The following is an 18,319-nucleotide window of genomic DNA, read 5'->3' on the forward strand; positions in this document are numbered from 1 at the left end:
TCCTTCTCGTTGGCCACCCTATCGACTGCCTAATGCGCCGCAGCCGACTTGTCGAGGGTGCAGGCGCGGTCGACGCGCAGGCTGGGACGCGTGCCGTTATCCGCGATCATGGTGCGGCCAATTCCCGCTTGTCCCCACAGCTGCGAAGAAAACCCCGCCGGATTGCTCCGGCGGGGTTTCTGGTCTCGTGTCGAGCAGGTGGTTATTGCTGCTGGAGCTTCAGGATTCTGTCTGGAACCTGGTCCTGCCGCTGTTCGACTTGCGGCCTGCGCCGTGGCAGCACCTGCTGCAGCAGCAGGCCGGGGTTCAGCTCCAGCGACGGTTGTCCGCGGACCGCCCGGCAGTTCGGGTAGCGCCCGATCGTGCCTTCTGGGCAGCGCCTCCTGATGATCGGCTGGCACTGGCCATCGATCATCTGCGAGCCCGGTGCGCATTCCACCTCCTGCCTGCGGCATGCGCCGTTGATCACCTCGGTGCCGCGCGGGCAGACACATTCGCCGCGCTTGTTGTGGACCTGGCCGCGTATGTCGCACTGCTCCTGCGTCGGCTGCTTGCGCCGGCAGGCATTGCCCCGCACCTCGGTACCCCTCGGGCAGACACAATTGCCGTCGGCGTCGTGGACCTGGCCACGGATGGTGCACTGGTCAGGCCTTGGCCGGATCGGGCGGCAGGCGCCGTTTCTGACCTCGTTGCCTTGCGGGCAGACGCAGTCTCCGTCGGCGTCGTGGACCTGGCCACGGATGATGCACTGCTCAGGCTTCGGCCGGATCGGACGGCAGGCGCCATTGCGCACCTCGGTCCCTCGCGGGCAGACACAGTCTCCATCGGCATCGTGGACCTGGCCACGGATCGTGCACTGCTCCGGCTTTGGCTGGATCGGGCGGCAGGCATTGCCCCTGATCTCGGTTCCCCTGGGGCAAACACAATCGCCATCCGCATTGTGGACCTGGCCACGGATAGTGCACTGCTCGGGCTTGTCGGTCCTGACGCACCTGCCGTTCTCGAGCCCGGTTCCGCGTGGGCAGACGCAGCGTCCGTCCTCGGTGCGGATCTGGCCCTCGAGCAGCACACAGCGTTTCGGCTGTTCCGGCTTCGGCACGATACCACCGCCCGGCGAGCACTGGCCGTTGCGGTAGGTGGTGCCTTCGGGGCAAACGCAGCGGCCGGCATCGTTCATGACGAAGCCTTGCGAGCATTCCTTCCTCGTCTCCTGGCTAATGGTGAAGGGATGGCAGGCATAGGCCTTGCCGCGATCGCCCTGCACATTGATCTGATCGCCGCCAAGCACGTCGCCACCGCCCTGCACCCGTGTGTCGGGAGACAGCACGCCGACGCAATTCTGGCCGCTGACATTGCCCTGCAGATTGGCCAGGCGGCCGTCGTCGGGAATGACCACGGTGACATGGTGTACCCGGCTTTCGCCGGCGCCGAGCGTCAGGTTGGCAATGCAGGACGCAGGCAAGGTTGCCGGTTCCGGCGAGCAGCCGAAGGGCGGATCGATCGAGGTGATCTCAACGCCTTCCAGCCTGCCGAGCCCCTCCACGCCGATCGCATCGCCGATGCGGACCGGCCCGGAGAAGGCGGTCGCTCCGTCATTGGTGATGGTGATCTCGAACGAGCAGGGTTGGCCGAGCCTGCATTCGCGGTCGCCGGTCTTTTCGACACGGATGGTCGAAGAACCGCCGCCCTTGGCGCAGGCCTGGCCAAAGGGATAGACGACGTCGTCGCCCGGCGCAGGCCCATAGGAGCCGCGCGCGCAGTTTTCGAACGCGCCATTCGCCGAGACCGTCACGTCGAAGTGGCGGCTGGTTCCAGGTGTCATGACGGCACCGGGAATCTGGCACGACAGCGCATTGGCCGGAACCGGTCCGCACGCCCATTCCGCGCCGTCGGGGGTGACGGTCTGGATCTGGACGGGCGCGCCGCCGGCCACCAGCGTGGCGGCATCGTTGACCCGCACCGGACCGGTGGGGGCAGCGGTGCCAAGGCTGATGACGGTGATGCGGCAAGAGACGACCGCGGCACCGGCGAGCGAGCCGTTGCACACCTTGGTGATGCGCAGGGTCGGCTTGCCGCCATTGGGATGACGGAAGCGTTCCTTGGCGCAGGCCTTGTTGTTGGTGAGGTCGCTTTCACCGGGGATGGGCTTCACCTCAGCGCAATTCTCGACAGTGTCCGACTGGTAGCCGGCCGGCATGACCGCCTTCACGAAGATCGGCGTCGAGGCGCCCGCAGGCAGCGAGATGCCGGCATTGTCGCAGCGGAACTGGCCGGGGCCGTTCGGTCCGCATGTCCAGGGCGGGCTCGGCCCGAAGGTCGAGGAGGACGGCGCGCCGCCGGGATAATTGTCGATCACCGTCAGCGGTCCGTTATAGGTCGATGTGCCGTTGTTGATGATGTCGATCACGAAGGTGCAGATGCCGTCGGCCGAGCAGACCGGGACGCGGGCACGCTTCTTCAGGATCAGGTCGACCTTCTTCTCCACCGGCGGCCGGCAGTCGCGGTCACGGTCGCCGCGCCGGCAGATCGGGATCGAGGCACAGCCGCGATCGTTCGACTGGCTGCCGAACAGCGGCTTGCCGCTGGCGCCATAATTGTAGGTGGCGCAGTTGCGTAAAGCACCGCCTTGCCAGCCTCCGGCCGGCTTGAAGCCGAGCTTGAGGTCGACGGAGGCCCCCGGATTGAGCGTGGTCACCGGATAGGTGCAGGTCATCGGGGTGGTTCCGGGTACGCAGACCCAAGGTGGATTTGGCCCTGAATCGAGCGTCGAGCCGGCCGGCAGCGTCACCTCGTCGAGCACGATCTTGCCGTGGTAGGCTCCGGTGCCGACATTGGTGACCCTGATGGTGAAGTCGCAGCCGCCGCCCATCGTGCAACGCGTCACGTCGGCGCGTTTCTCGACCTTGAGGTCCGGCTCCTTGTCCCTGGGCGGGCACCTCTGGTCACGCGGGATGACGATGTCGATCGTCTGCGTGCAGCACAGGCCCCAGCCTTCCTTCGGACCGGCATAGGTTTCGATGCCGGTGACGATGAGGTGGATGACGTCGCCGGGCGAGGCACCGACGATCTTCCAGTTGAGCACACCGCCGCCCGCCGGCACCAATTGGGTATCGGGGATGATGTTGATGCCGGGCGTGCTCGTCGACACCTGCACCCACTTGCCGCCCATCTCCGGGCCGACCGGCATGTGGTAGATGAAGGCGCCGCCGCCGGGCACGCAGTCGACCGTGCCGCGTTCCACCTTGAAGCATTCCTTGCCCGGAGGTGGCGGTGGCGGATTGCACTTGGTGACGTCGATCTTGATCGAGGTCTTCACGCCGGTCTTGAAGTCACCGTCGTCGGGCTTGCCCGGATCCTGCGACGGGATGATGGTCCCGGTGCCCGGTCCGGCCGTCACCTTGATCATGCCCTGGTTGTCGACGATCGTCGGCGCGGGAAATGCCGCACGATCGATCTTGGCCGTGATCGCGAAGTTGATCACACGCTCGTTGGCAGCGCCGACGCCGTCGAGATCGGACGTGGAGATGCGGAAATCGGAAACCGTGGCAGTATCGTTCGGATTTGCCGAAGTGCTGATCGTTGCACCCGGCAGTGGTCCGCCGGACGAATCCGTGCCGTCGCCGGACACGTTGACGTTGATGATCGCAAGGCCGTGCGGAAGCTGGTCCTTGAAGTCGATCCTGACCTTCTTCAGCCTGGCCTCGAGGCTCGGGTCGGCAAGGCCCTGCGGATCGCCGCGCAAGCCGAAGCTCAGCGAGTAGACGACGTAGTCGCAGCCTCTTTGAGTGCCTGTCTTGGTGAAGAAAGGCACCACCTGGTCAGGCCTCGGAGTGACGACGCGCGAACTGTCAAGATCGAGCTTCAGCTCCGGGGTGATCGAGGCAGCGTCTTCTGCAAAGCCTTGCACCGGGGTGAACATGGCGACCGCGATACCGGCCGCCATCAGCCAGCGCGCGCCGCGCCTGGCGTATGACAGGGGTTTCATGATCGTCTCCATGACGGTTGTTTGGGCGTTCGTTGCGAGCGGGGAGAGTGCGAGATTTTTCATCTTCCCCTCCTCAACGTTCGCAGCTGGCGGCTGGGGTTCTGAGCGGCAAAGTCATCTTGCAGCAAGGGTAATAGCCACCCTTGTCCTTGTCGGACTTCCTGTAGAAGCAGAGCCCGACATCGACTGTGTCGCCCGGATAGTGGCCGGTGATGTCGATCGTGTAGGGCTTGCCGGGCGCATGCGACTGGGATGATGTCACCCCGACGCCTGGCGTCCTGGACTGGACCTTGATCGAATCGCCGCCGAAGCCGGCATGGTCATGGAGATAGAGATCGGCCTCGAGGCCGGAAGGCGTGCAGTAATACTGGACGTCGTCGACGTCGAGACATGGAGGCAGGTTGCCGGGTGGTGGGAAATCCGGCGGGTAGAAGGGGGGCAGGTAGCCGCCCGGGATTTCCTCGTAATAGCCGGCGCGGCCCTCGCAAGGGTGCCAGACGGCAACATCGCCGACATGGCCCTCGACCTCCGGGTCTTCGAAATAACCGTCGAAGTCGACGAACCATGAGCCGAAGGGCGGCACATTGGCCGGCTTGACCAGCTCTTTCGGCGTGATCTGCACACCGTGTACGGCCAGCGGCCCGCCGGCTGCGAGCTGTTCGGCGAGTGAAGGATTGTCGCGCAGCTTGTCGCCCGTGTTGACCAGCGTCTGCGTGCAGACGGAGCTGTCGAGATTGCCGTCGGCATCATAGCCATATTGCAGATCAAGACCGCCGGCCGACTGCCGGTTGCCTTGGGGGAAGCCGACCGCATATTCCTGCGGCACTTCGACCCAGACCGATTCCGTTTCCGGATCGTCCGGGTTCTCCCGGAAGTAGCGGATGACCTCGCCTTTACCGGAATCGGCGAACTGGCTGTAATCGTAACGGTTCTCGACCGGACCGCGCTGGGCCAGGTACATGAAGCCGCTGTTGTCGAAGGCGATGTCGGTGACGGCGTAGTCCTTGTCGGCCCTGACCGTCAGTTCCCAGCGCGGGTCACCGGCAAAACTGCCGTCGCGAGCGATGCCCACCGACCAGATTTCCGACTTTTCGCCGACCGAATAGTAGAGCCGGCCGCCATGGTAGGAGACACCCCAGACGCGGCGCTCGTCCTGCGTGTAGCCCCAGCTGTCGGGGTCTTCGCTATCGAAGGCGGCACCTTGTATGTCCATCACCGAACCATCGTCGGCGACGGGAGCGAGCCCATGCGTGGGCCGGCCGGCAACGCCGTGATCGAAGCTGTCGATCAGTCTGCCTTCGGCGTCGATGCGATGGATCAGGCCGGTGTCGAGATCGGACGCAAAGAACTCGCGGTGAGTGGCGTCGAAAGTGAGATTGCCGATGCCGGGACCGCTGTTGGTGTCGATGTCGGCGAATTTGGAGACCTGGCCGGTGATGCCGTCGATCTTCCAGACGGTGCCCGGCCCGCCACCGTTTTCGGTGCCGAACTGGCCATCCATGAAGGTGGCGCCGGCAGCGCCGCGGCGCTGCCTCTCGGGGCGGCCGTCATCGTCGGCATCCGGGGTGACGATACGGATGCCGTGCAGCGAGGTGGCGCCGGCATAGAGATTGGGAATGCCCGATGGAACGCCGTCGCGCACGCCGTCATCATAGGTGACGCCGAACACCTGGCCGATCTGCTCCGCCGTCACCTCGAAGGGCGGCGGCGTGTTGACCAGCTGGCCGGAGGCTGGGCCGCCCAGATGCGAAACGTCGAACACGCGCAAGGTGGCGCGCGTGGGGTCGATGAAGGTTTCGTCGACCGGATCGACGCCGGGCGGCAGGCCCTCTTTTTCGGAATCAGGGGGGTCGAAATTGGGAATGATGGTGCCGGAGAATCCGGTCACCGCCATCGAGCCGGGATAGATGATCCGGGTTTCCTGCGCCTGCGCGGCGCCCAGCCACAGGCCGAGTGCCAGCGCCAGCAACCCGCCTGGATGCACAGCACGGCGCAAGCCGCCATCAAGAGACGACACGAACGAGCCGCGGATGCGAGACATGACACTACCCCCCGTAGTCGACGGGAGAACGTCGGGGCTGGCCGCGCAAATCAGGGCAAGGCGCGGCGGTCCGGCTCGTTCTTCCCTGATCGACTTGTCTGCTTTCCTCAAGACGACGATACGCCTGGTCTTACGCAGGGTCAACGGAATCAGCGGAAAGCCCAGCGCATCGACCCCGTCCCGAAGGCGGTGGTCGCGCCGAGCTCCTGTTGTTCCCGGAGACCTCAGAGCCTCTGGGTTATTGGTCATGGGGGCTTCCTTTCCGGGCCGCACCATGCGGCACCTGGAGATCAGTCGCGGGCGGAGATGGAAAGGTTCATGGAAGGCCTGCGCAGAATGCTTGCGCGCGATGCCGCCTGTTCTTATATACGCGCCAAGCCGTTCGGCGCCGGAATGCCGGTTGCCGGAACGGGATTTCTTGTGAACAGGGGCTTTCGTCGGAACGCCTGTACGGGTCCTGAGAGCCTGCTTAGCGGAGAGACTAGAGAAATGGCAAAAGTAATCGGTATCGATCTCGGCACCACCAACTCCTGCATCGCCATCATGGATGGCAAGGAGCCCAAGGTAATCGAGAATGCGGAAGGCGCGCGCACGACGCCTTCCATCGTCGCCATCTCGGGCGACGACGAACGTCTGGTCGGCCAGCCGGCCAAGCGCCAGGCGGTCACCAATCCTGAAAACACCATCTTCGCGGTCAAGCGCCTGATCGGCCGCCGCTATGACGATCCGGTGACGGAGAAGGACAAGAAGCTTGTCCCCTACAAGATCGTCAAGGGCGACAATGGCGATGCCTGGGTCGAAGCCGGCGGCAGGAAGCAGTCGCCCTCGCAGATTTCGGCCATGATCCTGCAGAAGATGAAGGAGACGGCGGAAGCCTATCTCGGCGAAAAGGTCGAGAAGGCGGTCATCACCGTTCCGGCCTATTTCAACGACGCCCAGCGCCAGGCGACCAAGGATGCCGGCAAGATCGCCGGCCTTGAAGTGCTGCGCATCATCAACGAGCCGACCGCGGCAGCGCTTGCCTATGGCCTCGACAAGAAGGAAGGCAAGACCATTGCCGTCTATGACCTTGGCGGCGGCACGTTCGACATTTCGGTGCTCGAAATCGGCGATGGCGTGTTCGAGGTCAAGTCGACCAATGGCGACACCTTCCTCGGCGGCGAGGATTTCGACATGCGCCTGGTCGAATACCTGGCGGCCGAGTTCAAGAAGGAACAGGGCATCGACCTGAAGAACGACAAGCTTGCCCTGCAGCGCCTCAAGGAGGCGGCTGAAAAGGCCAAGATCGAGCTGTCGTCGACCACCCAGACCGAAATCAACCTGCCCTTCATCACCGCCGACGCGACCGGGCCGAAGCACCTGACGCTGAAGCTGACGCGCGCCAAGTTCGAGCAGCTGGTCGACGACCTCGTCCAGCGCACGATTGCCCCTTGCAAGGCGGCGTTGAAGGATGCCGGCCTGAAGGCGGGCGAGATCGACGAAGTCGTCCTGGTCGGCGGCATGACCCGCATGCCCAAGATCCAGGAAATCGTGAAGCAGTTCTTCGGCAAGGAGCCGCACAAGGGCGTCAATCCGGATGAGGTCGTCGCTCTCGGCGCCGCCATCCAGGCCGGCGTGCTGCAGGGCGACGTCAAGGACGTGCTGTTGCTCGACGTGACGCCGCTGTCGCTCGGCATCGAGACGCTGGGTGGCGTGTTCACCCGCCTGATCGAACGCAACACGACGATCCCGACCAAGAAGAGCCAGGTGTTCTCGACGGCCGAGGACTCACAGTCGGCAGTGACCATCCGGGTCTTCCAGGGTGAGCGCGAAATGGCCGCCGACAACAAGGCGCTCGGCCAGTTCGACCTGGTCGGCATTCCGCCGGCGCCGCGCGGCGTACCGCAGATCGAGGTCACCTTCGACATCGACGCCAACGGCATCGTCAACGTTTCGGCCAAGGACAAGGGGACCGGCAAGGAGCACCAGATCCGCATCCAGGCATCGGGTGGTCTTTCGGACGCCGACATCGAGAAGATGGTCAAGGACGCCGAGGCCAATGCCGAGACCGACAAGAAGCGGCGTGCGCTGGTCGAGGCCCGCAACCAGGCCGAAGCGCTGCTGCATTCCTCGGAGAAGTCGCTGAAGGAATATGGCGACAAGGTTTCGGAAGGCGAGCGCACGGCGATCTCCGACGCGATCGCGGCGCTGAAGACCGCGACCGAAGGCGACGACGCGGCCGACATCGAAGCCAAGAGCCAGGCGCTGGCCGAGGCTTCTATGAAGCTTGGCCAGGCCATGTACGAGGCTTCGCAGAAGGAAGCGGCGGAAGCCGACGCCAAGGCGGACGCCGCCAAGGACAGTGACGTTGTCGACGCCGATTTCGAGGAAATCGACGAGGACGACGACAAGAAGAAGTCGGCCTGAACCGTTTGACGGCAAGATAAAGCGAAAAGCCCGGCGAAGGCCGGGCTTTTTTGCAACCCCTTGCAGAAAAACAGCGGGCCTTGCTGAAAAAATGCAGGCAAAGCCGCGTCGACACTGGCATCCCCCTTCCATCGCACCTAAATCGAAGCGTCAGTGCCGGCAAGAGACGCAACAATGCTTCAAGACGTTGAGCATCCGGACAGCGGGAAAAAATGAAAGCTGATTTCTACGAGACGCTGGGCGTGCAAAAAGGCGCCGATGAGAAGGAGCTCAAGAGCGCTTTCCGCAAGCTCGCCATGCAATTCCATCCCGATCGCAACCCCGGCGACCATTCCTGCGAGCACAAGTTCAAGGAAATCAACGAAGCCTACGAGACGCTGAAAGACCCGCAGAAGCGCGCGGCCTATGACCGCTTCGGCCACGCCGCCTTCGAACAGGGCGGCATGAATGGCGGGGCCCAGGGCTTTGGCGCCGGCGGCTTCGCCGACATTTTCGAGGACATTTTCGGCGACATGATGGGCGGGCGCCAGCGCCGCTCGTCAGGCGGCCGCGAGCGCGGCGCCGACCTGCGCTACAACATGGAAATCACTCTGGAAGAGGCTTTTGCCGGCAAGACCGCTCAGATCCGGGTGCCGGCGTCGATCTCGTGCTCTGAATGTTCGGGCAGCGGCGCCAAGCCCGGCACCCAGCCCGTCACCTGCTCGATGTGCAACGGCCACGGCAAGGTGCGCGCCACGCAAGGTTTCTTCTCGATCGAGCGGACCTGCCCGCAATGCCAGGGGCGCGGCCAGACGATCAAGGATCCGTGCCCGAAATGCGCCGGCCAGGGCCGCGTCACCGAGGAGCGTTCGCTGTCGGTCAATATCCCGGCCGGCATCGAGGACGGCACCCGCATCCGCCTTGCCAATGAGGGCGAAGCCGGCCTGCGCGGCGGGCCCTCGGGCGACCTCTATATTTTCCTGGCGGTCAAACCGCACGAGTTCTTCCAGCGCGACGGCGCCGACTTGTATTGCAAGGTGCCGATCTCGATGACGACGGCAGCCCTTGGCGGCTCCTTCGAGGTGACGACGCTGGACGGCACGCAGACCAAGGTCAAGGTGACCGAAGGCACACAGAACGGGCGCCAGTTCCGCCTCAAGGGCAAGGGCATGCCTGTGCTGCGCCAGCCTAATGTCGGCGACCTCTACATCCAGACCGCGGTGGAGACGCCGCAGAACCTGACCCGGCGCCAGCGCGAACTTCTGGAGGAGTTCGAACAGCTCTCCTCGCAGGACAATTCGCCTCAATCGAGCGGCTTTTTCGCCCGTATGAAGGATTTCTTCGAGTCTTTCGGCGAGCGTTGATGCGCTTTGGCCCGCGTAAGCCGATTTGCCACGCGTAAATCCTTGAATCGCGTCGCCCCTTGAGACGCGACGAAAATTATCTTATCCACGACATGCGTCCGGCCGCGCCTTGCCTAGCACCGCTCAGGTGCTAAGTAACTTTGCGGGGAGCGCTGAGGAGAGCTTGCATGACACGTGGCCCTGGACTGCGGAAGGCGCTTGTCGAAAAGTTCGACGACGAACTCAAATTCTTCAAGGGCTGGATCGACAAGCCGAAGACGGTTGGCTCGATCGTGCCGACCAGTTCGATCACCGCGCGCAAAATGGCCTCGATCGTCAATCCTAAATCCGGCCTGCCAGTGCTCGAGGTCGGTCCCGGTACCGGCGTCATCACCCGCGCCATTCTCGCCCAGGGCGTACGCCCCGAAAACCTCTACGCTGTCGAATATTCCACGGATTTCGTTCGTCACCTGCGGCGGCTCTATCCCGGCGTCAACGTCATCGAGGGCGACGCCTTCAACCTCAACGCCACGCTTGGCGACAAGAGCGGGATGATCTTCGATTCCGTCGTTTCGGGCGTGCCGCTGCTCAACTTTCCGGTCGCCCAGCGCATCGCCTATATCGAGAGCCTGCTCGACCGCATCCCGGCCGGACGGCCGATCGTGCAGTTGACCTATGGCCCGATGTCGCCGATCCCACCCGGCCGCGGCAATTATACGGTCAAACATTTCGATTTCATCCTCCGCAACATTCCGCCGACGCAGCTGTGGATCTATCGTCGCGAAGCGCACTAAGTGAGAAGGGAGTAGGGGAGTAGGGGAGTAGGGTTCCATTTCCAGGCTATTTTCTACTCCCATATTCCCCTACTGCCCTATTCCCCTATCCAGCCGTTGATTTGAGCCGTCCTTGGCTGTACCTGTCCGGGAACAAGGGTGGCCAATGGCAGTGATCCCGAAAATCCTCGTCTTCACCGGCTCGGTGCGCAGCGGCGCCTATAGCGGCAGGGCCGCCGACGTGGCGCAAAAGGAACTCGCCATGCAAGGTGCCGAGGTGACCCGCATCTCGCTCGCCGAATACCCCCTGCCGATCATGGACGAGGACCTGGAAAAGGAAAAAGGCGTTCCCGAAAACGCCCAGAAACTCGGCCGTCTGATTGTCGCCCATGACGGGCTGCTGATCGCTACACCCGAATACAACGGCTCCATTCCGCCGCTGCTCAAGAACACGATCGACTGGGTGAGCCGGGTGCGCAGGGATGGTGGCCGGCCAGTCAGGCCGCTGGCCGGCAAGGTCGTTGGCCTCTGCTCGTCCTCCAACGGGCACTTTGCCGGCATCCGCTGCATCAACCATCTGCGCGCGGTGCTGGTGCGTTGCCAGATGGAGGTGGTGACGCCGGAATGCTCGGTGCCCGACGGCGGTGACGCCTTCGACGAGGATGGAAATTTCCGTGACGAAAGACTGCACAAATCGATGGAGCACCTATGCCGCACGCTGATCGAGACCTCGCGCCTGCTGTCCACCCGGATCGAGGCATGATCGCCAATAGCATGCGCGACCGGCTCATCGTCGGCCTCGACGTGCCGACAGTGAAGCAAGCCGAGCAGGCAGTGCGCGAACTCGACGGCATCGTCTCCTTCTACAAGATCGGCTACCAGCTTGCCTTCGCCGGCGGGCTCGACTTCGCCAGGGAGCTGGCCAGCGGCGGCACCAACGTCTTCCTGGACATGAAGCTGCTCGACATCGACCACACGGTGGCCAAGGGTGTCGAGAACATCGTCAAGATGGGCGTGACCATGCTGACCATCCACGCCTATCCCAAGGCTATGCAGGCCGCCGTAGAGGCGGCCAGAGGCAGCGACCTTTGCCTGCTTGCCGTCAGCGTTCTGACCTCGATGGACGAGCAGGACATGATCGACGTCGGCTATGAGTACGATCCGCATACGCTGGTGCTTAGGCGCTCGGAACAGGCGCTGCATGCCGGCATGGGCGGCATCGTCTGCTCGGCCGCGGAGGCCGAGGCGGTGCGCCGGATCGTGGGACCCGACATGGCGGTGGTGACCCCCGGCATCCGGCCGGCGGGCAGCGACCATGGCGACCAGAAGCGCGTGGTGACGCCGGGCCAGGCGATTCGCAACGGCGCCAGCCACCTCGTCGTCGGCCGTCCGATCATTGCTGCGGCCAACAAACGGGAAGCGGCCGAAGCCATCCTCGACGAGATGCGCTCGGCCTGAGATTTCCAGGAACAAGTTCGGAGACCAAGAAAATGCCCAAAGGATATTGGATCGCTCGTGTCGATGTGCGCGACGCGGAAGGCTACAAGGACTATGTCGCCGCCGCCAAACCTGCCTTCGAGCGCTTCGGGGCGAAGTTCCTGGCGCGCGGCGGCGAGCACGAAAAGGCCGAAGGCCCCGGCCGCGCACGCAATGTCATCATCGAGTTCGAATCGCTCGCGGCCGCACACGATTGCTACCATTCGCCGGAATACCAGCGCGCCGCCGCCATCCGCCAGAAGGTCGCCGACGGCGAGATCGTCCTGGTCGAGGGCGCCTGAGGTCCCCTGCAAGCATAGTTCCGGTTTTAGCCGGAGACGTGCTCAAAATCGGATAGAGCCTGGCGGCGTTTGAAGCCTCGCAGGCTCATTTTACATATCTTTGCTCCGCGATTTCACGGTGATCTGCCTGGCGCAGTTGCCAGGTGCGGAGCCGTGCCGACGAGCGGTCATTCAACGCCGGTCGGATTGCCGGTTGACATGCAGGTATTTACCTGCATATTCTGCCTTACAACAGAGTGAGGCAGATGGACGCCGACAAGGTTTTCAAAGCGCTGGGCGGCCCGACGCGCAGAAGGCTGCTCGACCTTCTGTGCGAGCAGAACGGGCAGACGCTCGGTCAGCTTTGCGATCATCTGGACATGGCCAGGCAATCCGCCACCCAGCACCTCGACCTGCTGGAGGCGGCCAACCTGGTGAGCACGGTCAAGCGCGGCCGCGAAAAGCTGCATTTCATCAATCCCGTGCCGCTGCACGAAGTCTACGAGCGCTGGGTACGGAAATTCGAACGGCAGCGGCTCAGCCTGCTGCACGACCTGAAGCAGGAACTCGAAGGAGAAGACCAATGACCACCAGAGAGACCACGAGCTTTGTCTACGTGACCTATATCCGCTCGACGCCGCAGAAGGTGTTCGAGGCGATAATCAAGCCCGAGATCGCAAAACGCTACTGGGGCCACGAGAACGTCTCCGAATGGACGCCGGGCTCGAAATGGGAACACATCCGCGCCAATGACGAACGGACCGTCGAACTCGTCGGCAAGGTCGTCGAGATTTCGCCGCCGACCCGCCTCGTCATCACCTGGGCGAACGCTTCGCAGGCAGACGATCCGTCGAAAACCAGCCGGGTGACGTTCGCCATCGAGGAATACGACACCATGGTGCGGCTGACCGTCAGCCATGACGAGCTCGAGGCCGGCAGCGGCATGGCGAAGGGCGTCAGCCAGGGCTGGCCGGCGGTGCTGTCCAGCTTGAAATCCTTCCTTGAAACCGGCAGCGGCATCGACATTTTCGCCAAGCCGAAATCGGCCTGATGTTGCGACCTCGAGCAGAATCAGACCCGTGGAGAACGACAATGACCAACCACTATACCGGCGGCTGCGCATGCGGCGCGATCCGTTACGAGACCAATGACGAGCCTATCTTCCAGAACCACTGCCAATGCAGCGATTGCCAGAAGCGCTCAGGCACCGGCCACGGATCCTACCTGACCTTCGGCCAGCGTGCCGATATGGCCATTACCGGGGAGGTGAGCACCTGGCGCGTGGCGGGCGCCAGCGGCAATGAAAAAATCCACACCTTCTGTCCAACCTGCGGAACGCCGGTCTTTCTGATATCCGTCGCCATGCCGGAATTCATAGCGGTCCATGCGGCCAGCCTCGACGATCCGGAACAGTTCAGCCCACAGATGGTGACTTACACGAGCCACGGCCATGCCTGGGACAAGATGGATCCCGCCTTGCAGGCGGTCGAGCGAATGCCGTAGTGAAACGCGTCCGCCGGTCGGCCCGCGATCTGCCGTAGCGCCTTCAGGCGCGATGCTCTTGGCCGATCAGCCGGCTCGCCGCTGTCTCGGCTATGGCATCGGCAAGCTCGAGGCTCCATTGCTGGCGGCAATAGGCGCGGAAATCGAAGCAGGGCAGGCCGGGGCAGACCTCGAACTCGATGAGGTGGACGGTGTTGTCGGCCTCGACCCTGAGATCGATGGAAAACACGTCGCGCAGGCCGAGCCCGCTCATCAGCCGCCCGGCGATCGCACGAATCCTGGCGTCGGCGGCCGGCTGGCTGTCGGCGACCGCGACGAGCTCCGGCTCGGCGTAATGTCCCGCCGCTTTCGCTGCCTCGCCAGTGTCGCCGTAGAGCGCCAGGCTGTCGGCCATGGTCTGGAAATCGGCGCCTGAATCGACAAAGGCCACGCCAAGCACTTCGACTCCCGCGCCCGGCATCAGGCTAAGGAAACTGGCGCGCACGTTGCGGCCGGCGACGTAGGGCTGGACGACGACATCGTCGCGATAGGCCGAAAAGACGCGCCGGCTGAGCTCCAAAGCGTGGGCGAGATCGCTGCAGCGCGACTCCGGCCAGATGCCGATCTTGGCGCCGAGCCGGTTGGGCTTGACGAACCAGCCGGCGGGCGAGGCCGGCGGCTCGACCAGCCATTGGCCGTCACGCGCGAGCCCAGCCTGTGGCACCGGCAGGCCGAGCGCGCCGAGCACGGCGCCGGAGCGGAACTTGTCCTGGCAGAGCGCAAACAGCGCATCGTCGGCGCCGATTGTCTTGAAACCGCCCAGTCGCGCCAAAGCGGGCGCCGCCCCGCCGCGAAAATAGGCAATGCCGTCGGTCAGCGTCCAGACCAGCGTTATGCTGGGGTGCTCACCGGCGAGGACGCTTGCGGCGTCGTCGAGCGCCACCGGCGCGAACGACAGGCCGCGTGCCTGGCAGGCACGGCCAAGCACCTCGAATTCAGGAGCGAGATCGGTCGACTGCGCCAGATAGGACGCGATTTCGGTTGCGCGCTGCGGCGCATGGCCGTCGGCGACCAGACGGTCGAAACAAGCCTTTTCCGGCTCATGGACGAGTATCAGTTTCGGCTTACGGCTTGGCATGAGATGAACGATTCCCGGCGGTACGATCACCTACCATCGCATGGTCGAGACGTCAGGCTCTCGCGAAACCGACACGGTGCGGGCGGTGGCGTGACAACGCACCGTCCGACCATAGAATCCAGTTCGATCAGGCGATCAGCACGCGCGGCTCGAAGCGGCCGTTGACGGGAATATCGAGCAGAAAGGTCATGCCGCCCTGCAGATCCAGCAGACGCTGCTTCTCATCCTTGCCCGACCAGGCGGAGGTGACCGCCAGCCGGTCGGCCTTGGCGCCGACGAAGGCTGGGCAGGATGGCTGCGTCACCGGCATGGCGACCGTGCGGACGAGCTTGCCGTCGGGTCCGTAGGCTTCGATGACGCTGCCGCCCCAGACGGCGTTCCACAGGATGCCGTCGCGGTCGAGCACCGACCCGTCGACATAGCCCTTGGCCGAGCGGTGGTCGACGAACAGCTTGGGCTCACCGGCAGGCAGACCGGTCGCCGGGTCGCAGGCGACGCGCATCAGCAGCCCGGTCGAGGTGTCGGTGTAGTAAGCGATCGCGCCATCCTCGGTAAAACAGATCGAATTGGAGACGGTGATGTCCGAAAACAGCTGGCGCAGTTCGCCCTTGAAAAACCAGTAGATCGAACCCGCGCCTTTTTCCTCGCCCTTGCCCATGGTGCCCATCCACAGGGCACCACAGGGATGGACGCGGGAATCGTTGGAGCGCGTGACCGGATTGTCGGCCTCGACAGGCGTGTGCAGCGTCAGCTTGCCGGTCGCGACATCGCGGACATAAAGGCCGGTCTCGGCGGCGATCAGCTGGCGCTTGTCGTCGATGACGGCGATGGCGCTCGCCATTTGGCCAAGCTCATGGACGGTGGTCGCGCCGCCGGACAGCCGCTTTTCCAGAAGCTGGCTGTTGACGATGTCAAACCAGTAGAGCGTATCGGTGGCGGGATCGTAGCTCGGCCCCTCGCCGAGCTGGCAGACGTGATCGGAAAAAACCGAAACGATCGCTTCGCTCATCCTGCTTCTCCGAACACCGCATCCCAGGCCGCGACGGCAGCTTGCGCACGCGCGGCCACCTCGTCGACGCTCATGCCCGGCTTGAACAGGCTGGAGCCCAGACCAAAGGCGGTCACGCCGGCAGCCTTGTAGCCGGCAAAATCTTTTTCAGAGACACCGCCGACGGCGCCGACCAATGTCTGCGCCGGCAACACCGCGCGCATCGCGGAAATGCCGCCGGCACCCAGCACGCTCGCCGGGAAGAATTTCAGGGCCGAGGCGCCGAGCTTGATCGCCTGGAAGGCTTCGGTCGGCGTGAACACGCCGGGCATCGTCACCATGCCGTAATGCATGGCGCGCGCCATCACCTCGGCATCGATGTTGGGACTGACCAGCAGCCGCCCTCCGGCCTGGTGCAAGCCATCGACATCGGCCGGGGTCAGCACCGTGCCGGCGCCGACCAGCGCCGTTTTCGGCAGCACTTGGACGATGCGGGCGATCGACGAGAACGGTTGCGGCGAGTTGAGCGGCACTTCGATCGCCTCGATGCCGGCGTCGAACAGCGCCTGGCCCATGGCCATCGCCTCGGTGGGCTTGAGCCCGCGAAGGATGGCAACCAGGCCGCGCTTGAGTTTTGGAAACGGTGCGGTCTGGCTCATCGGGCTGCTCCAATTCTGGCGATCATGCCGTTCTCGCGCGCCGCCTCGACGAGACCGGCACGCACTGCCTCGTCGGCGTCGACGGCCCGGACCTCAAGCCCAGCAAGACCAAGTGCGGCCTGGTAGAGTGCGGCCAGCGCGCCGGAGGCAATCAGCACCACGGGTTCGGCACCGGCGCCATGCCGGCGGCTGGCGGAGGCGATCTCGCCGCCGATCAAAAGGCCGGACAGGCAGGCGGCGGCATCGTCGGCTTTCAGATCCTGCAGCAGGCCGGCGGCGCGGATGGAAAACAGCCGCGAGGCGACATCGCCGCCTTCGCCCAATGCGGTTTCGCACCAGCGGCGGAAGAACGGATTGTCCGATGTGACCGGCTTGGGGTGCTCGCCGAGCGAGTGGCGCAGGATCGAATGCGCGGCAAGCACGGAAAACAGCTCACCGGTCGGCCAGGTGCCGAAGCCGGTAACGGCGCCATCCTCGACCAGCACCCATTTCGAATGGGTGCCGGGCATGCAGACCAACTGGCGCCCCCTGGCCGGCAGGCCGGCGCCGGCAAGCTGGGTTTCCTCGCCGCGCATGACGTCGGGCGCGTCGGTCAGCCGCTGGGCCAGACCCGGAACGATGCGGATGTCACGGCTCTGTCCGGGCACGCTGGCGGCGCCCGCAAGGATGGCGGTAAGCGGCGCCGGCACGGTGACATAGGGCGCTTCGAGCCAGCCCTGGCGGGACCCGGCCATGCCGCAGATGATGACGGGCAGCGCCGCTGGTGCTCCCATCGCCGCCAGATGCCCTTCGAGGATGGTCGAAAAGCCCTTTTGCTGCGCGGTGATCAGGCCGTCATCGCCGCGGCGTTCGGCAAGCATCTTGCCTTGCCCGTCGATCAGCCAGACCCGCATGCGGGTCGTGCCCCAGTCGACGGCGGCGACCGCCGGTGCGTTGCCGGCTTGGCTCACAGGAAACCTCCATCGACGATCAGCATCTGCGCCGTCAGCATGCGCGAAGCGTCCGAGGCCAGGAACAGCACCGTGCCGACGATGTCGTCCGGCTGCATCACCTGCTTTATGCACTGCTTGGCGACATGGGCGGCAAGCCCCTGTTCGGTCACCCAGAGCTCCTTCTGCCGCTCGGTGATCACCCAGCCGGGCGCAATGGCGTTGACGCGGATGCCGTCCACACCGAGCTTGCCGGCCAGCCCCTTGGTCAGACCAAGGATACCGGCCTTGGCGGCCGTGTAAGACGGCATGTCGGGGTGGTTGATCAGATAGGACGTCGAGGTGAAGTTGATGATCGAGCCGCCGCCGGCCCGCTTCATGCCCGGCGCCACCGCTTGCGCGGTGAAGAAATGCGGCCTCAGATTAATGGCTTGGTTGTTGTCCCAGAACTCGACCGTCACGTCTTCGACGGCGTGGCGTTCGTCCCAGGCCGCATTGTTGACCAGCACGGTGACATCGCCATGCGCCTCGGCAGCCTTCGCGGCGGACGCCCGCAGGGCCTCGACATCGCGCAAATCGGTCTTGAGGTAGAGCGGCCGGCGGCCGAATTCTTTCTCGATGCGGTCGGCAAGAGCTGTGCTTGGGCCGTCGGCGATGTCGATGAAGGCGACATTGGCGCCCTGGCGCACAAAACCCTCGGTCAGTGCCGCGCCAATTCCGGAGCCGCCGCCGGTGATCAGCACCGAGGCTCCTTCGAGGTCGGCAAAATGCGCCGATGGCATCATCGTTGTTGTCTCCCAGCGTATGACCCCGAAAATCGGATCGATTTTCGGAAAGGG

Annotated in this window: 16 protein-coding genes; 9 read left to right on the top strand and 7 right to left on the bottom strand. The window is 64.3% G+C overall.

Translation table 11 applies throughout. From position 1 onward, the window contains the following. Nucleotides 1-202: 202 nt before the first annotated feature. Nucleotides 203-4,048: a DUF11 domain-containing protein gene (locus A9K65_RS03620; RefSeq protein ID WP_064992745.1), complete on the bottom strand. Its 3,846-nt coding sequence runs from the start codon at nt 4,046-4,048 to the stop codon at nt 203-205. A 10-nt stretch (nt 4,049-4,058) separates the two neighbouring features. After that, nucleotides 4,059-6,302: a hypothetical protein gene (locus A9K65_RS03625; protein WP_064992744.1), complete on the bottom strand. Its 2,244-nt coding sequence runs from the start codon at nt 6,300-6,302 to the stop codon at nt 4,059-4,061. 213 nt (nt 6,303-6,515) lie between these two features. Between A9K65_RS03625 and dnaK the strand changes: the two genes are divergently transcribed. The 9 genes from dnaK (at nt 6,516) to A9K65_RS03670 (ending at nt 13,787) form a co-directional block, all read left to right on the top strand. Further along, entirely contained in the window at nt 6,516-8,432 is a 1,917-nt protein-coding gene (gene dnaK / locus A9K65_RS03630) for a molecular chaperone DnaK (RefSeq protein WP_024502156.1), read from the top strand. A gap of 212 nt (nt 8,433-8,644) precedes the next feature. Beyond that, nucleotides 8,645-9,775, top strand: a complete 1,131-nt coding sequence (gene dnaJ / locus A9K65_RS03635) for a molecular chaperone DnaJ (RefSeq protein ID WP_013528587.1) — start codon at nt 8,645-8,647, stop codon at nt 9,773-9,775. A gap of 167 nt (nt 9,776-9,942) precedes the next feature. After that, entirely contained in the window at nt 9,943-10,548 is a 606-nt protein-coding gene (gene pmtA, locus A9K65_RS03640) for a phospholipid N-methyltransferase PmtA (protein WP_013528588.1), read from the top strand. Nucleotides 10,549-10,693: 145 nt separating this feature from the next. Then, entirely contained in the window at nt 10,694-11,290 is a 597-nt protein-coding gene (locus A9K65_RS03645) for an NADPH-dependent FMN reductase (RefSeq protein ID WP_064992743.1), read from the top strand. Next, a complete protein-coding gene (pyrF, locus tag A9K65_RS03650; RefSeq protein ID WP_013528590.1) occupies nt 11,287-11,985 on the top strand; it encodes an orotidine-5'-phosphate decarboxylase in 699 nt (232 codons plus the stop codon). The genes A9K65_RS03645 and pyrF overlap by 4 nt, the downstream gene beginning before the upstream one ends. 32 nt (nt 11,986-12,017) lie before the next feature. Next, on the top strand, nt 12,018-12,305 hold the full coding sequence (locus A9K65_RS03655; protein WP_013528591.1) for a DUF1330 domain-containing protein: 288 nt from the start codon (nt 12,018-12,020) through the stop codon (nt 12,303-12,305). 245 nt (nt 12,306-12,550) lie between these two features. Beyond that, nucleotides 12,551-12,871, top strand: coding sequence for a helix-turn-helix domain-containing protein (locus tag A9K65_RS03660; protein WP_064992742.1), 321 nt, complete (start codon nt 12,551-12,553; stop codon nt 12,869-12,871). After that, complete coding sequence (locus A9K65_RS03665) at nt 12,868-13,335, top strand: SRPBCC family protein (RefSeq protein WP_063169674.1); 468 nt, start codon at nt 12,868-12,870, stop codon at nt 13,333-13,335. Before A9K65_RS03660 ends, A9K65_RS03665 begins: the two co-directional genes overlap by 4 nt. A 41-nt stretch (nt 13,336-13,376) precedes the next feature. Continuing rightward, nucleotides 13,377-13,787, top strand: coding sequence for a GFA family protein (locus A9K65_RS03670; protein ID WP_027161173.1), 411 nt, complete (start codon nt 13,377-13,379; stop codon nt 13,785-13,787). Between the two features lie 43 nt (nt 13,788-13,830). On the opposite strand, the gene A9K65_RS03675 is transcribed toward A9K65_RS03670, so the two are convergent. The 5 genes from A9K65_RS03675 to A9K65_RS03695 all read right to left on the bottom strand — a co-directional run bounded on the left by A9K65_RS03675 (nt 13,831) and on the right by A9K65_RS03695 (nt 18,265). Then, on the bottom strand, nt 13,831-14,904 hold the full coding sequence (locus A9K65_RS03675) for a D-alanine:D-lactate ligase-like protein (RefSeq protein WP_064992741.1): 1,074 nt from the start codon (nt 14,902-14,904) through the stop codon (nt 13,831-13,833). Between the two features lie 127 nt (nt 14,905-15,031). Then, entirely contained in the window at nt 15,032-15,913 is an 882-nt protein-coding gene (locus A9K65_RS03680; RefSeq protein ID WP_024502161.1) for an SMP-30/gluconolactonase/LRE family protein, read from the bottom strand. Further along, entirely contained in the window at nt 15,910-16,551 is a 642-nt protein-coding gene (locus A9K65_RS03685; protein ID WP_063173488.1) for a 2-dehydro-3-deoxy-6-phosphogalactonate aldolase, read from the bottom strand. The genes A9K65_RS03680 and A9K65_RS03685 overlap by 4 nt, the downstream gene beginning before the upstream one ends. After that, on the bottom strand, nt 16,548-17,501 hold the full coding sequence (locus A9K65_RS03690; protein ID WP_064992740.1) for a 2-dehydro-3-deoxygalactonokinase: 954 nt from the start codon (nt 17,499-17,501) through the stop codon (nt 16,548-16,550). Before A9K65_RS03690 ends, A9K65_RS03685 begins: the two co-directional genes overlap by 4 nt. Then, nucleotides 17,498-18,265 carry an SDR family oxidoreductase gene (locus A9K65_RS03695; RefSeq protein ID WP_063169668.1) on the bottom strand — a complete coding sequence of 256 codons (768 nt, stop codon included), beginning with the start codon at nt 18,263-18,265 and terminating at the stop codon, nt 17,498-17,500. Before A9K65_RS03695 ends, A9K65_RS03690 begins: the two co-directional genes overlap by 4 nt. Nucleotides 18,266-18,319: the final 54 nt, after the last annotated feature.

It is taken from the genome of Mesorhizobium sp. WSM1497 (assembly GCF_001672455.2).
Classification (GTDB): domain Bacteria; phylum Pseudomonadota; class Alphaproteobacteria; order Rhizobiales; family Rhizobiaceae; genus Mesorhizobium; species Mesorhizobium ciceri.